Here is a 13,382-nt window from a genome sequence, read left to right as displayed (position 1 = left end):
GTGACGACGTCGCGAGACCAGAGTTGCCCACCGAATCCCCGGCGAACCACCCCGGAGCCCGTGATTCCCCCGCAAGCATGAGCAACATCGGATAAACCTCCTTTGCATCCCGACGTCCCAGGTCAACGGGCCTGCGGCGGTTGAAACCACGACCGGGCAAGAGGCGAAACGTTCCTCCGGAATGATCCCTTCCGGGCATGCCGAAAGGGCCGCTGCCTCCGGGAACCCCACCGTCTCCCGGGCCTGCGACCCTGCAATGCCAAGCTTCACGCCCCCTGCACGCCTCCAGTGCGCCCCGGCGCCCGCCGCGTACGCGGTACGAGCGCTACGCGACGAGCGCGACCCCGTCACGACCGAGGGCGCGGGCGGGGGCGGGGGCGGCGACCACGGCGAAGGCGGCGACAGGGGCAGCGGAAGGGGAGGGGACAGCCGCAGCCGGGGGAACCGGGTCGGTGGCGGCGAAGGCAGCAGGAGCGGCGGAACGCCGGACGGAGGGGGAGGCACCGTGCGCCTCGGCGCCGATCCGCTGCTTGATCGTCGGCGGGAGCGAGCGGCCCAGCACCATCGCCCGCCAGACCCGCCGCGCGACCGGCCGGCGCACGGAGGCGGCAGCAGGCCGGACGGCAGCACGGACCGGGCCGGTGCCCGGCGCCGCGGCGGCGACCGCCGGGGTGGCGGCCCGGCCCCGGAACCCGAGAGCGGCGAGGAACGCCATGAGCGCGGTGACCACTGCGGTCCGGAGCGACGTGAGGGTGATGCGCTGAGCCATGGCGGGGTGCCTCGATTCGCGATGTTCCGACGGGCGGATCTGCATACATTCGTCATGATGTGTCCGCAACCGGAGCGCTCCCACCACGCGCGCCGATCTTCCGACAAACACCACCCGAAAGGCCGAGCCCGGCCCCGGAGGCCGCCCGGCCGACCCCCGGCACCACCCTCCGCACCCCACCCCGATGACCAACCGTCGTGGACCGGCCGGACGTTGACGTTCGGCCGTCCCGGGGCCGCACCGCCCTGGTCGGCAACGCCGCGTACCGACCGCCGAACGGCCCCGTGGAACGACGAAGGGGCGCCCCGTACGGGGCGCCCCTGTCGGTCGGCGTCTGTGCCGACCTGGTGCGGTGGGTGTGGGATTTGAACCCACGGTGGCTTGCGCCACGACGGTTTTCAAGACCGTTCCCTTAGGCCGCTCGGGCAACCCACCTGGCCGGTACAGAGTACCGGGAGGTGGGAGGCGCTGGGGTCAGGAATTCTGGGCCTTGTCGTAGGCGGCCTTCGCCTCGTTGCCGAAGTACGGGCCGAACATCCGGTTCGGCAGGAAGTTGTAGCCGAAGCTGTTCACCGAGACCTGGGTGCCGAGGCCGGTGGCCTCGTTGAAGTCCTGGAACCAGGGGCCGCCGCTGGAGCCGCCCGTCATGTTGCAGGCCAGGCTGTGGTCCTTGGTCAGCAGGAAGTCCTTGCCCGTGCTGCCGCTGCAGTAGATCAGCTTCTTGCCGTCGTAGGGCGCCGCCGCCGGGAAGCCGAACGAGTACATCTTCTTGTTGTAGCCGCCGTTGAACAGGATGCCCTGGGCGCCGACGGCCTGGCTGAGCTTCTGGCCGTTCAGCGGGGCGACGACGGCGAGGCCGACGTCCATGTTCATGTCCTCGCTCGCGGCCCACTGGTCCGTCGCGAAGGTCTTCGTGGCCGACCACTGCCCGTACGGCGCGTTGCCGTCGTCGTAGCCCGGGACGAAGATCCAGTTGGTGTGCCAGGTGCCCTGGTACTTCACGCAGTGGCCTGCGGTGATCACCGTGCTGCCGTTGGCGCTGGTGATGGAGTCACCCGAGCAGGAAGCGGTCCGGTCACCGAAGGTGAAGAACACCCGGCCCGAGGTCTTCACCACCGCACCGCCGCCGGTCCACGCGCCGCCCGCCTGCGGGAACGCCGTCGGAGAGGCGGCCGCGGACGGCGTCGTCGGCGCGATCCGCGTGGCCTGCGCCGAGCTCGCGACGGGGGCGCGCCCACTGCCCGGCGCCGCCACCACGTCCAACGGTGTGGCGCTGCGCATCCGATCCGCGGTCCAGAAGCCCTGGGTGTGCTGCGGCCGGAACGAGGCGGGGGCATCGGCGGCGGTCGCAGGGCCGGCCGCCGAAAGCGCGCCCGCGATCAGGGCGCCCGCGGCCAGGAGGACCGATGCTGCCGTGCGATGACGATTCACGCATGACTCCTTCTGCCGTGCCCGGTCCCGTCGGACCGGGCAGGGTGGGGGTGAAGAGCTGTCGGTGCGGATCGGCCGCAGGGTCGCACGCGCGGCACGAGAAGTCAGGAGACAGTCGGAACGTTCGGTCGGTTCCGGCCAGGAATTGGCCAAGTCCCGTCCGTGCGGCGGTCATACGGTCAGCAGCACCCCGGCATACGAGACCCCGGCCACCACGATCCACGCGCCCAGCCCGAGGAGGGCGGCCCGGCCGCCGGTCCGCGCCATGGACGGGAGGTCGACCGCAGTGCCGAGTCCGAACAGGGCCGCGGCGAGCAGGAGCTCCTGCGCCGTGTGCGCCCAGTCCAGGGCCGCACCGGGCAGCACGCCCGTGGCGCGCAGGGCGGCCGCGGCCAGGAACCCGGCCACGAACAGCGGCACCGGCGCCGGGCGGCGCCCCGACGGCGTGCGCACGCCGGTACGGCGGGCCCGGACGGAGAAGGCCACGGCGGCCACCAGCGGGGCCAGCAGGGCCACCCGCATCAGCTTGACCAGCACCGCCTCGCCGAGTGCGTCCGGGCCGGCGGTCTGGGCGGTCGCCACCACCTGGCCGACGTCGTGGACGCTCGCCCCGACCCACCGCCCGAAGGCGGCGTCCGAGAGCCCGAGCGGGTCCTGGAGCAGCGGGAGGACCGCGATGGCCAGCGTCCCGCACAAGGTCACCAGGGCCACCGAGGCGGCCACGTCCTCCTCGTCGCTGCCCGACACCTGGCTGACGGCCCCGATGGCCGAGGCCCCGCAGATCGAGTAGCCGGTGGCGATCAGCAGCGGCTGGTCGCCCGGCAGCCCGAGTCGGCGGCCCAGCCAGAGCGTGCCGAGGAAGGTCGCCGCGACCACGGCCGCGACCATGGCCACCGTGGCCCAGCCCAGCCGCAGCACCTGGTCCAGGCCCAGGCCGAGGCCGAGCAGGACGATGCCGATCCGCATCAGCCGCCGGCCGGCCAGTGACAGGCCCGGGCGGCCGACGCCGCGTACGGTCGCCCGTACCCCGGGCAGGTGGGCGGCGGCGATGCCGAGGACCACCGAAGCGGTCAGCATCGGGATCCCCGGAACCAGCCGGTGCACTCCCCAGGCGACGGCGACACCGGCGGCAGCCATGGCCAACCCCGGCCAGGAGGAGGGTGTTTCACGTGAAACCGCGCCGGCAGCCGCACTTCCGGCCGCGCGTACCGGGCGGTTGAGCAGCGCCATCAGTCGGCGGGAAGGGTGTAGACGCGGCGTACGCTGCTGCCCAGGCGGCTGACGTCGGCCCCGTAGACGTGGATGGAAATCGCCTTGGTGCGACAGGAGTTGCGCACCTTGTGGATGTCCCCGGGAGGGGCGAAGCCGCAGACCTCGCCGACGCCGTTGACGACCTGCTCGGTGGCCACCAGGCGGGCCCCGGCGTCTCCCGCGGCGGGGGCGAGCCGGTAGCGCAACTCGCTCTCCTCGCCCTCGTGCACCCCGGCCACGCACCAGGAGACGTGGTCGTGGATGGCGGTCTCCTGGCCGGGCAGCCACACCAGCGCCACGACCGAGAAGCTGCCGTCCGCCTCGGCGTGCAGGACGTGCTGCCGGTACCGGTCGGGGCTCCCCACGCACTGCTCGGGCGTGAGCAGGTCGGCGGCGGCCAGGTGCGGGGCGAGGCGCTCGCCCACCAGGTAGGCGGTCAGGTCCGGGGCCAGGCCCCGGTCCACGACCGTGCGTATCTCACGGACGAGGGCGGACATCCTCGCGGTCGTCCGGGACGGTGTCGTGGTCGTGGTCGTGGTGGTCATATGGGCAGCGTCGAGGAGCCGACCCATCACGTCCAACGACAGTTCTCACCTGAAATCCCAAGCACAGCTTATGGATTCGGCGGGTGCGCGGTCAGCACCCTATGCGGTTGGAGGCCACCACCCTGAGCGCGTCGAGCACCACCGCCGTCGCCGGTATCCGCAGGTGATCGCGGTAGACGTAGGCGGCGATGTGTCGGCGGGCGGCCGGCTGGAGGGCCCGCCCGCACACCCGGTTCAGCGAGAGCGAAGGCAGCACCAGGGCGGGCATCATCGCCACGCCGAGCCCCTGCCCGACCATGCTCTGCACCACCAGGTTGTCGTCCGTGGCGAACCGGATGTCGGGGACGAAGCCCAGCTCGGCGCACTCGTGCAGAAGGTTGGCGCGGCAGCGCGGGCAGCCGGCGATCCACCGTTCCTCAGCAAGGTCGGCCAGGTGCACGGCCCGGCGCCGGGCCAGCGGGTGGCCGGTCGGCAGCAGCACCGTCAGCTGGTCCTCCAGCAGCCTGACCTCGGCGACCTCCCCGGGGATCTCCTCGTGGAGCCCGGGATAGGTGAAGGCCAGGGTGATGTCGCACTGGCCGCGCTCGAGCCGGCGCAGCGATTCCGGCGGCTCCCCCTCCAGCAGCTCGACCTGGATGCCCGGGTGGTCCTTGGCGAGGCTGCTGAGAGCCTCCGGGACGAGGGTGGCGTTGGCGCTGGGGAAGCCGCACAGCCGTACCCGGCCGGTGCGCAGGCGCGCGTACGCCTTCAGCTGGGCCTCGGCGGCGGTGAGGCTGCCGAGGATGGACTCGGCGTGCCGGGCCAGGGACTGCCCGGCCTCGGTGAGCTGCATCCTGCGGCCCACGCGGGTGAACAGCGGGGTGCCGACGGCGCGTTCCAGCGCCTTCATCTGCTGGGTGATCGCGGGCTGGGTGTAGCCGAGGACACGGGCGGCCGCCGAGTACGAGCCGGAGGCGACCACTTCGTGGAATGTACGGATGTGCCGCGAATCGAACACACGGGAAGCATAAGCGGACGTTGGGAGGGGCCGTAGGCGGAATCCCGCCCCCGGCCCCTCACCATCCGGCCACCTGCCGGGCGCCTGCCGGGCACCGGCTCGCTCCGGCCTGCCGCCGGCCGCTGCGCCGGCCGCTCCGGCTACTTGTCGCCGACGCGCGAGCCGAGGGTGATGTCCACGGTGGTCGGCTTGCCGTCGCGCAGGTACGTCAGCTTCACGACGTCGCCCGGCTTGTGCGTCCAGATCTCGCTGATGAGGGTCGGGCCGCTGTCGATCGGCCGGTCACCGAACCGCGTGATGACGTCACCGGGCCTCAGGCCCGCCTTGCCGGCCGGGCCGTTGGGGTCGACCAGCTCGTCGGCAGGCGCACCCTGCTCGGAGATCTTGGCGCCGTCCACCTTCGACTGGAGGTCCACGGAGACCGAGATGACGGGGTAGACCGGCTTGCCGGTCTTGATCAGCGACTCGGCCACGTTCTTCGCCTGGTTGATCGGGATGGCGAAGCCGAGGCCGATCGAACCGGCCTGGCCGCCGCCGAGGCCGCTGCTGCCGGCGGACTGGATCGCGGAGTTGATGCCGATGACCGCGCCGCGCCCGTCGATCAGGGGACCGCCGGAGTTGCCGGGGTTGATCGAGGCATCCGTCTGCAGGGCGCTCATGTACGAGCTCTTGCCGCCGGAGCCGTCTCCGGAGGCCACCGGGCGGTCCTTGGCGCTGACGATGCCGGTGGTCACGGTGTTGGACAGGCCGAACGGCGCGCCGATGGCGATGGTCGGATCGCCGACCGCGACCTTGTCGGAGTCGCCGAGCGGCAGGGGCTTGAGCCCGGACGGCGGGTTCTTCAGCTTGATCACGGCCACGTCGTAGCCCTGGGCCCGGCCGACGACCTCGGCGTCGTACTTCTTGCCGTCGGGGAAGGTCGCGGAGAGCTTGCCGCCGTTCGCCGCGGAGGCGACCACGTGGTTGTTGGTGAGGATGCGGCCCTCCTGGTCGTAGACGAAGCCGGTGCCGGTGCCGCCCTCGCCGTCGCCCGCGGAAGCCTGGATGGTGACCACGCTGGGCAGCGCGGCGGCGGCGAGGCCCGCGACGGAGCCGGGCTCGCGCTTGAGGTCCTTCGGCGTGTTCCCGGCGGTGATCGTCGTCGAGCCGAAGCCGTCCTTGTCGTTCCGCTCGGCGGCCCAGTAGCCGACGCCGCCGCCGACGCCGCCCGCGAGGAGGGCCGCGACGAGCACGGCGGCGATCAGACCGCCCCGGCCCTTCGCCTTGGCCGGCGGAACCCCGTCGGCCAGGGACGCACCCCAGCCGCCGCCGTGGCCGCCGCCCGCCCCGTACGCCGGGGCCGCCGGCGGCGGGGGCGGCCAGCCCTCCGCCCCGTGCGCGGCGGGGGCAGCGGCCTGGGCCGGGTACGGCTGCTGCTGCGGATGCGGTGTGGGGGCCTGGGCGTAGCCCGGGGCCTCGGCCGGGGTCGGCGGGATCTGCTGAGTGTGCTCCGCGCTGGGCGCGTTCGTCGGCGGGAGCTGCTGGGTCGCGGGCTCGGCGGCCGGCGCGGCGTGGACCGGGACCTGGGCCGTCGGCGCAGCGTGACCCGGGGCCTGGGCGGCCGGCGCAGCCGGGGCCGCAGGCGCCGGGGGCTCGGCGGGCGCGGCCGGCGCAGGCGTCGCGGAAGCAGGAGCGGCCACCGGGGGTGCGGACGGGGCCGCGGGGGGCGTCGGGGCCGCGTTGCCCTCGTTCTCGGTGCTCACAGCGCTCTCTCCTCGTCACACACGGCTTCGTACAACCAACGTTTAGGCCCGACTGAACGTTCGACGAGCCTCACAAGTTCCAGGGAAAGCGTTCCCCATCACCCGTCAGAGCACTGTAAGCCGGACCTGTGCGTCTCCCCCATCCTTCATCTCCGGCATTTCGGTCGCATCCGCAGGCGGGACCCGCCGTCCGGGGCCCCCGCGGTGGCACCATGACCCGGTGACCCACGCAACGCCGCCCATCCAGGTCGTCGCCCACCGCGGAGCTTCGGAGGACGCCCCCGAGCACACGCTGGCCGCCTACCGCAAGGCCATCGAGGACGGCGCCGACGCCCTCGAATGCGATGTCCGGCTCACGGCCGACGGCCATCTGGTCCTGGTCCACGACCGCCGGGTCAACCGCACCTCCAACGGCCGCGGCGCCGTCTCCGCCCTGGAGCTGGCGGACCTCGCCGCCCTCGACTTCGGCTCCTGGAAGGACCGCGAGGAGTCCCCCGACTGGGTCGCCGACCCCGAGCGCACCTCCGTGCTGACCCTGGAGCGGCTGTTGGAGCTGGTCGCCGATGCGGGGCGGCCCGTACCGCTCGCGATCGAGACGAAGCACCCCACCCGCTGGGCCGGACAGGTGGAGGAGCGCCTCCTCTTCCTCCTCAAGCGGTTCGGGCTGGACGCCCCGCCCTCCGACGGCCCCCACCCGGTCCGCGTCATGAGCTTCTCCGCCCGCTCCCTGCACCGGGTCCGGGCCGTGGCGCCGACCGTCCCGACCGTCTACCTCATGCAGTTCGTCTCGCCGCGCATGCGCGACGGCCGGCTGCCGGCGGGAGTGCGGATCGCCGGCCCGGGCATGCGGATCGTGCGCAACAACCCGGGCTTCGTCCGCAGGCTCCAGAACGCCGGCCACTCCGTCCACGTATGGACCGTGAACGAACCGGATGACGTTCAGCTCTGCGCTGATCTGGGTGTAGAAGCGATCATCACGAACCGGCCACGTCAGGTTCTGTCCCAGCTCGGACGCTGACGTCCCGATTTGCCCACCCGCCCCGTACGGCTCGTGCGTGACACGGTGTGCCCCGGCGCATCCGCTCCGCAGTCGCTGGTCATGAATGCGTCAGAGGGCTCCGCTTCACCGGTTTCCGGTCCAGGCCACGGGGGCATCCAGACCATGGCGTGGGACTAAGGAGGTTCCGGGGGTGGCGTTGGTGGTGGCACAGGAAGTGCCCACGTCGTCGTGCGTGGACGTACGCCATGGTCCTGCGGGCGTGGGTGAGGCGAGACACCGGATGCGCGAGCAGCTGCGCATCAGCGGGGTGTCCGAATCGGTCGTGGACGACGCCGTACTGATCCTTTCCGAACTGCTCAGCAACGCCTGCCGGCACGGCAGACCGCTGGGCGCGGGCGAGGTCGGGGACGGGGAGATTCGCGCCGCATGGCGCGTCGACCAGGCGGGGCGGCTGACGGTCGAGGTGACGGACGGGGGCGGACCCACCCGGCCCGTTCCGGCCACGCCTTCGGTCACCGCGCACGGCGGCCGGGGGCTGAACATCATCAGCGCCCTCGCACAGGACTGGGGAGTGCGGGACGGGGCGGCGGGCGAGGTCACCGTATGGGTGATCGTCGCGTGCGGGCCCCGCCACGTCGATTTTGCTACGCGCGTTGCGGCCCCGGTCCTCGACTTCGCCTCGGCCTTCGACGACCTGGATCCCTGACCGGATCGCGGCCGTCCGCACACGCGGCCGACCGGGAGCGCACGCCGACCGTGCTCCCGGCCGCACCCCACCGGTTGCGGCGGTACGAGCGGCTAGGCTCACGCCCAGACGCAACAGCCGTACCGCCGCAACCGGGAGTCACGCACGATGGCCAAGAAGCGCCCCGCAGCCAAGACTGCAAAGCCGCAGATCGAGAACGGGGAGATCCCGGTGGTGGGCGCCCGCGAGCCCTGCCCCTGCGGATCCGGCCGCCGCTACAAGGCCTGCCACGGCGCGGCCGCCTCGCACGCCGCCACCGCGCACGTGCAGCGTCCGTTCGAGGGTCTGCCGAACGAGTGCGACTGGGTGGCGCTGCGCGAGCTCGTGCCCGCGGCCACCGTCCCGCTCTCGCTCAAGGGCGGCCTGCCCGAAGGCGTCCCCTCCGTCACGCTGGTGACCGTACTGCCCATGGCTTGGCCGGCGCTGCGCCGCGAGGACGGCTCCGTCCTGCTCGGCCTGCAGAACGACTCCACCACCGGGGACCTCGCCCGCGACATGGCCGACACCCTGGAGCGCGCGCTCGCCACGGAACCGGGCAATCCCGTTCCGGGCCGCCGGGTTCCCGCCGAGGGGCCGCGACTTCAGGATCTCCTGGACACGGACGGCGTTTTCGAGCCGGTTGTGCACAGCGGCTTCGAATTCTGGATTCCGGATGCGGAGACCGCCCAGAACGCCTCCCCGGAGATCGCCGCCTCCCTGGAGCGCGCCAACGCCGCCGCCATCCCCACCGTCAAGCTGGCCGGTGTGGACGCGGCCTACTGGTGCGAGACCCCGGACAAGAACCACCTGCGCTGGGTCATGCCGCACCCCGAGGAGAAGCTGCTCGACGCCCTGGCCCGGCTGCACGCGGCGGGCACCTCCTCGCTCGGCGAAGGCACGCGGCTCGTGGGCTCCTTCCGGGCGCACGGCCTGATGGTCCCGGTGTGGGACCTGCCCACCGGGATGACCGCGCAGGACGTGGAGAAGCCGGCCGCGGAGTTCGCGGAGCGGCTGGCCACGGCCCTGGCCTCGGATGCCCCGCTGACCGCGGAGGAGCGCCGGGCGCGCGGCGGGCTCACCAACCGCCAGATCACGCTCAGCTGATCCGGGAGCGGCCCGCAGGGGCGGTGACCGGAGTCACAACTCCCGCTAATCGCCTGCAAATCGGTGTCTGAATATCAGAGATCGAATTTGCGAACAGGCGATCTCTTGTTACCGTTCTTGTAGCCCGGTCGCTGGTGCATCCCCCGTCGCCAGCGACCGGGCCCTTCCATTTCCGGGCCGGGTCAACCGTCCGCCGGTGCCGGTGAGTTGCTCCCGGACCGCAGCAGCAGGTGTCCTTCGTCGCCCGGAGCCGCGTACTCCGCCACCGCCGAGTACGCGTCCTGCAGCCCTGCCGAAGGCTCCCGCGGCGTCTCGCACAGCCCCGGTTCGTCCCCCGCCCCGACCGTGCAGCGGATCTGGACCGTGTGCCCGGCCGGCCCCATCACCGTCAACACCGCGTCCAGGGCGCGGCCGCTGGTGTTGCGGTAGTAACTGCGGCCCCACGTCCGGCCCTCGGCGGCCAGGACGCACGTCTGCGCCTCCAGCCCCGGCGGAGCGGAGAGTTCGGGTCCGCACCGGGAGTCGGTGCGGGGCTGTTCGGGCGGACCGGGCTGCTGCGGTGCGGCCGATGCCGGCGCACCCGAGGGGGCGGCGGAACCGGGACCGCCGGACTCCCCCGCTCCGGCCGGGCGGCCGTCGGCCGCGGCAGCAGGTGCCGGCGTACGGGAACGGCCCTGAGAACCGGAAGAGCCCGAAGAGCCTGAAGAACCGGAAGGGCCTGAAGAACCGGAAGAGGCCGAGCGGCCCGAGGGGTCGGCAAACCCGAGCGACGAGAGCAACCCGCCGCCTTTTCCGTCATCCTGACCGGCGAAATCCGGTCCGGCGATCGCTCCTGCCAGCGGGAGCGACAAGATGATCAGCACACCGGCGCCGATACCGATCAAGCGGAGATTCATTCGGCGAACATAGCGATGCGGGAATGGGGCACGGAGATCCCCGCGCCCAATTCCCTTGGAAACGCGTCGCTCTGGCACCCGTACGAGTGATCCGGAGGGGTCCAGGGCGCCAGGTGAGCCCGGAAGGCGCAGGCCCTGCCGGTCCGCTCAGTACGCGAGCCGGCTGCCGCCGCCGGAGGCCCCGCTGCTCGCCTCGACCAACGCGTGCACCACGGCCTCGACCTCGGGCAGCCACAGGCTCCCGGTATCCGCCGGTTCCCGCTCCCAGCGCACCTGTCCGCCGCCGGACGCGGGCGAGGGCGGCAGCAGCAGGTAGCCGCCCTCGCCGTGGAAGCGCAGCGCGGAGGGCACGTGGTCCTTGGCGTAGAGGAGTTCGCCGAGGCGCTCCAGCGAGTACGGCGCCACCAGCAGCGACCAGCGGGTGGGCGTGGCCGCGATCGGGCCGAGCCGCATGCCCTGCGCGTCCAGCCGTACGACGGCCCGCGCGGCCGCGGCGGCCGGCAGGCTCACCGCGCACGGAGCGGAGCCGCCGGTGGCGAGCAGCACCGGGGCACTGGGCCGGCGGGTCCACCACCACGCGACCATCCGGGGGTCGGTGGTGGCCGCGAGCAGCCCGGGGTCGAAGGGGTGTGCCCCGGGGACGGGGCAGTCGGGGTCGGGGCAGGCGCACCGCGCGCCGTCGGACCCGCCGCCGGCCCGGCCGACGCCGGGCAGAACGGGCCACTGCCAGACGGAGGCGCAGGTCAGCGCGGTGTCGAGGAGGGCCGGGTCGGGGGAAGCCGGGTCGGGGGAAGCCGGGTCGCCGCTCTGCACCGCGGCGGGCCGAAGGGTTTTCAGGCGGTTGCGGAGCCGCTGGAGACGCCTTCCGAGGATCTCGCGCATGAGCGCTCGTTCCTTTCCGTTGAACGCCGAGGGCCACATCACACCATGTGAGCGGTGTCTCACCACACGTACACGTTTCGCGTCACTGTCCGCCAGAAGCAGGTTCACACGGTTCGTGCAGTTTTCTTACGGGCTCATGAAACGCCCGGCGGGGGCGGAACGCGACCCGCGCCGGCGCCGGGACCGGCTGCCGCTGCTGAGGACGGCGGCCCGTGCCGGGCGGTTCCCGGCGGACGCCGGGCTGCGCCAACTGTCCCCGGACATCACGGACTACGTACCCGGGGCCACTTCGACGCCTGACCAGTCGATCGCAAAAACCGTCCGCTTCCGGCTTTTTCCAGCCAAGTTCTAGCCTTGGCTGGACCGTGAGTTGCTGTCTCACGGACACCAGGATTCCCACCGGGACAATGCTGGACATCGATCCTCGTGTGCGTGTAGATGTGGATTCATTGATGGCGGCGCAGCACGATCTGGGGGTTTGCGATGCTATATGGCGAATCGCACCAGGTGGAAAGGCGGACGCCATGAGCGCCCCGCATCTGCCGAAAGTGGCTGGAATCGATCCGGAAGCTACAGCGGTCCCGCACACTACGGCACCCGCGCCCGCCCGCACCGTGCTCGCACCGGCCGCGGCGCCCGCCCCGAGCACGCTCATCCAGGACCGGCTCGCGGGCATGGTCTCCGACCTGACCACCCTCCACGAACTGACCGAGCGACTCGCCCGCGCCTGCGACCTCGACTCCTCCCTCCAGGAGTTCCTGCGCGCCGGAGCCGCCCTCGTCGGCGCGCGCCGCGGCCTGATCGTCCTGGAGCCCTCCGACGGCCTCGGCCCCACCACCACGATCGGCCTCGGCCTCGGCCGCGCGGACCTCGGGCACATCGAGACCGTGCCGCGCGCCGCGACCTCGTACGGCCGCATCCTCGACGGACTCCCCGACGCCCACGGCGGCTCCGAGGTGCTCCCCGAGCCCGATGCCGCCCCCGGCATCGGCGGGTACGGCGCGCCCGTCGACCCCCGGCACCGGGAGGTCGCCGCCCGGCTCGGCTACGCCGCCAGCTACGCCCTGCCGCTGACCGCCGAGGCCACCGGCCGGCTCGGCGCGGCCGTCTGGCTCTACGACGAGCAGGCCGAACCGAGCGACCGCCAGCGCGACCTCGCCGGCCTCTACGCCCGGCACGCCGCCGAGCACCTGGCCCGGATGCTCGAGGTGGAACGGTCCCGCAGCCGCCTGGCCACCGTGGCCGAGGAGTTGCTGCCCAGCCGGCTGCCCCGGATCCCGGGTGTCCAGCTCGCCGCCCGCCACCACACCGGGCCGCGGGGCGGCGGCGACTGGTACGACGCGCTGCCGCTGCCCGAGGGCGCGCTCGGGCTGGCCGTCGGCTCCGTCACCGGCGCCGGGCCCAGCGCCGTCGCGGCCATGGGCCGGCTGCGGGCCTCGCTGCGGGCGTACGCCGTCATGGAGGGCGAGGACCCCGTCGCCGTCCTGTCCGACCTCGAACTGCTGCTGCGGCTGACCGAGCCCGCGCGCTGCGCCACCGCCCTGTTCGCCTACTGCGAGCCCGCCCAGCGCAAGATCCTGCTGGCCGGTGCCGGGCACGCCCCGCCGCTGGTGGTCGGCGAGCGGCGCACGGAGTACGTGGAGACCTCGCTGTCGGCGCCGCTCGGGATGCTGTCCTGCTGGGAGGCGCCGAGCGTGGAGATCGACGCCGCGCCAGGAGAAACGGTGCTGCTGTACACCGACGGGCTGCTGCGGCGCACCGGGGATGCGATGGACCGGGCCTACGCCCGGCTGCACGCGGCAGCGGCGGGGGCGCCGCGCGGCGTCCGGGACGATCCGGCGGCGCTGTGCGACCACGTCCTGCGGACGGTGCTGCCCGAGGGCGACCCGGCGCTGGCGGCCGTGGTCGGCCCGACCGGCCCGGCGGGTGCGCCGGCCGGGATGCCCACCGCCCCGACTGCGCCCGGCCTGGCCGCGGCCGGGGGCCGCACGGGGGAGGCAGTGGAGGACATCGTCCTGCTCGCCGCCCGCTTTGACTGATT

Annotated in this window: 12 protein-coding genes and 1 tRNA gene; 4 read left to right on the top strand and 9 right to left on the bottom strand. The window is 73.1% G+C overall.

Annotated features, from left to right (window positions below):
• Positions 1-325 precede the first annotated feature (325 nt).
• From AB0F11_RS09955 to AB0F11_RS09925, 7 genes are all read right to left on the bottom strand, one after another.
• Entirely contained in the window at positions 326-769 is a 444-nt protein-coding gene (locus AB0F11_RS09955) for a DUF6344 domain-containing protein (protein WP_362170269.1), read from the bottom strand.
• A 350-nt stretch (positions 770-1,119) separates the two neighbouring features.
• Positions 1,120-1,204 (bottom strand) — tRNA-Ser (locus AB0F11_RS09950).
• A 39-nt stretch (positions 1,205-1,243) separates the two neighbouring features.
• On the bottom strand, positions 1,244-2,200 hold the full coding sequence (locus AB0F11_RS09945) for a peptidase (RefSeq protein ID WP_362170267.1): 957 nt from the start codon (positions 2,198-2,200) through the stop codon (positions 1,244-1,246).
• 171 nt (positions 2,201-2,371) lie between these two features.
• On the bottom strand, positions 2,372-3,430 hold the full coding sequence (locus tag AB0F11_RS09940; RefSeq protein ID WP_362170265.1) for a putative sulfate exporter family transporter: 1,059 nt from the start codon (positions 3,428-3,430) through the stop codon (positions 2,372-2,374).
• The gene (locus AB0F11_RS09935) at positions 3,430-3,996 is read right to left on the bottom strand and encodes a cysteine dioxygenase family protein (RefSeq protein WP_362170263.1); all 567 of its coding nucleotides are present in this window, start codon (positions 3,994-3,996) and stop codon (positions 3,430-3,432) included. The genes AB0F11_RS09940 and AB0F11_RS09935 overlap by 1 nt, the downstream gene beginning before the upstream one ends.
• Positions 3,997-4,087: 91 nt before the next feature.
• Positions 4,088-4,993, bottom strand: coding sequence for a LysR family transcriptional regulator (locus tag AB0F11_RS09930; RefSeq protein WP_362170261.1), 906 nt, complete (start codon positions 4,991-4,993; stop codon positions 4,088-4,090).
• Between the two features lie 140 nt (positions 4,994-5,133).
• Entirely contained in the window at positions 5,134-6,735 is a 1,602-nt protein-coding gene (locus tag AB0F11_RS09925; protein WP_362170259.1) for a trypsin-like peptidase domain-containing protein, read from the bottom strand.
• 220 nt (positions 6,736-6,955) lie between these two features.
• Between AB0F11_RS09925 and AB0F11_RS09920 the strand changes: the two genes are divergently transcribed.
• From AB0F11_RS09920 to AB0F11_RS09910, 3 genes are all read left to right on the top strand, one after another.
• Complete coding sequence (locus tag AB0F11_RS09920; RefSeq protein ID WP_362170257.1) at positions 6,956-7,753, top strand: glycerophosphodiester phosphodiesterase; 798 nt, start codon at positions 6,956-6,958, stop codon at positions 7,751-7,753.
• Positions 7,754-7,838: 85 nt separating this feature from the next.
• Positions 7,839-8,441 (top strand): ATP-binding protein, encoded by a 603-nt coding sequence (locus AB0F11_RS09915; RefSeq protein ID WP_362170255.1) that lies wholly within the window; start codon positions 7,839-7,841, stop codon positions 8,439-8,441.
• A gap of 147 nt (positions 8,442-8,588) precedes the next feature.
• A complete protein-coding gene (locus AB0F11_RS09910; protein WP_362170253.1) occupies positions 8,589-9,563 on the top strand; it encodes a DUF5926 family protein in 975 nt (324 codons plus the stop codon).
• Positions 9,564-9,745: 182 nt separating this feature from the next.
• On the opposite strand, the gene AB0F11_RS09905 is transcribed toward AB0F11_RS09910, so the two are convergent.
• Both AB0F11_RS09905 and AB0F11_RS09900 read right to left on the bottom strand, forming a co-directional pair.
• Positions 9,746-9,958: a hypothetical protein gene (locus AB0F11_RS09905; protein WP_362170251.1), complete on the bottom strand. Its 213-nt coding sequence runs from the start codon at positions 9,956-9,958 to the stop codon at positions 9,746-9,748.
• Between the two features lie 648 nt (positions 9,959-10,606).
• A complete protein-coding gene (locus AB0F11_RS09900; RefSeq protein WP_362170249.1) occupies positions 10,607-11,341 on the bottom strand; it encodes a bifunctional DNA primase/polymerase in 735 nt (244 codons plus the stop codon).
• A 407-nt stretch (positions 11,342-11,748) separates the two neighbouring features.
• On the opposite strand from AB0F11_RS09900, the gene AB0F11_RS09895 reads away from it, so the two are divergent.
• Positions 11,749-13,380, top strand: a complete 1,632-nt coding sequence (locus AB0F11_RS09895) for a PP2C family protein-serine/threonine phosphatase (protein ID WP_362170247.1) — start codon at positions 11,749-11,751, stop codon at positions 13,378-13,380.
• The last annotated feature ends 2 nt before the right edge of the window (positions 13,381-13,382 follow it).

Origin of the sequence: Streptomyces sp. NPDC032472, from assembly GCF_040636955.1 — a bacterium.
Taxonomy (GTDB): Bacteria; Actinomycetota; Actinomycetes; order Streptomycetales; family Streptomycetaceae; genus Streptomyces.
Note: the sequence above shows the minus strand (reverse complement) of the source record. Positions and strands in the feature narration are given on the sequence as shown.

What these genes read in the sequence shown, in the direction of transcription:
- AB0F11_RS09910 (WP_362170253.1), top strand. Translation starts at nt 8,589, where the DNA reads ATGGCCAAGAAGCGCCCCGCAGCCAAGACTGCAAAGCCGCAGATCGAG.
- AB0F11_RS09940 (WP_362170265.1), bottom strand. Translation starts at nt 3,430, where the DNA reads ATGGCGCTGCTCAACCGCCCGGTACGCGCGGCCGGAAGTGCGGCTGCC.
- AB0F11_RS09900 (WP_362170249.1), bottom strand. Translation starts at nt 11,341, where the DNA reads ATGCGCGAGATCCTCGGAAGGCGTCTCCAGCGGCTCCGCAACCGCCTG.
- AB0F11_RS09895 (WP_362170247.1), top strand. Translation starts at nt 11,749, where the DNA reads ATGCTGGACATCGATCCTCGTGTGCGTGTAGATGTGGATTCATTGATG.
- AB0F11_RS09955 (WP_362170269.1), bottom strand. Translation starts at nt 769, where the DNA reads ATGGCTCAGCGCATCACCCTCACGTCGCTCCGGACCGCAGTGGTCACC.
- AB0F11_RS09915 (WP_362170255.1), top strand. Translation starts at nt 7,839, where the DNA reads ATGCGTCAGAGGGCTCCGCTTCACCGGTTTCCGGTCCAGGCCACGGGG.
- AB0F11_RS09935 (WP_362170263.1), bottom strand. Translation starts at nt 3,996, where the DNA reads ATGACCACCACGACCACGACCACGACACCGTCCCGGACGACCGCGAGG.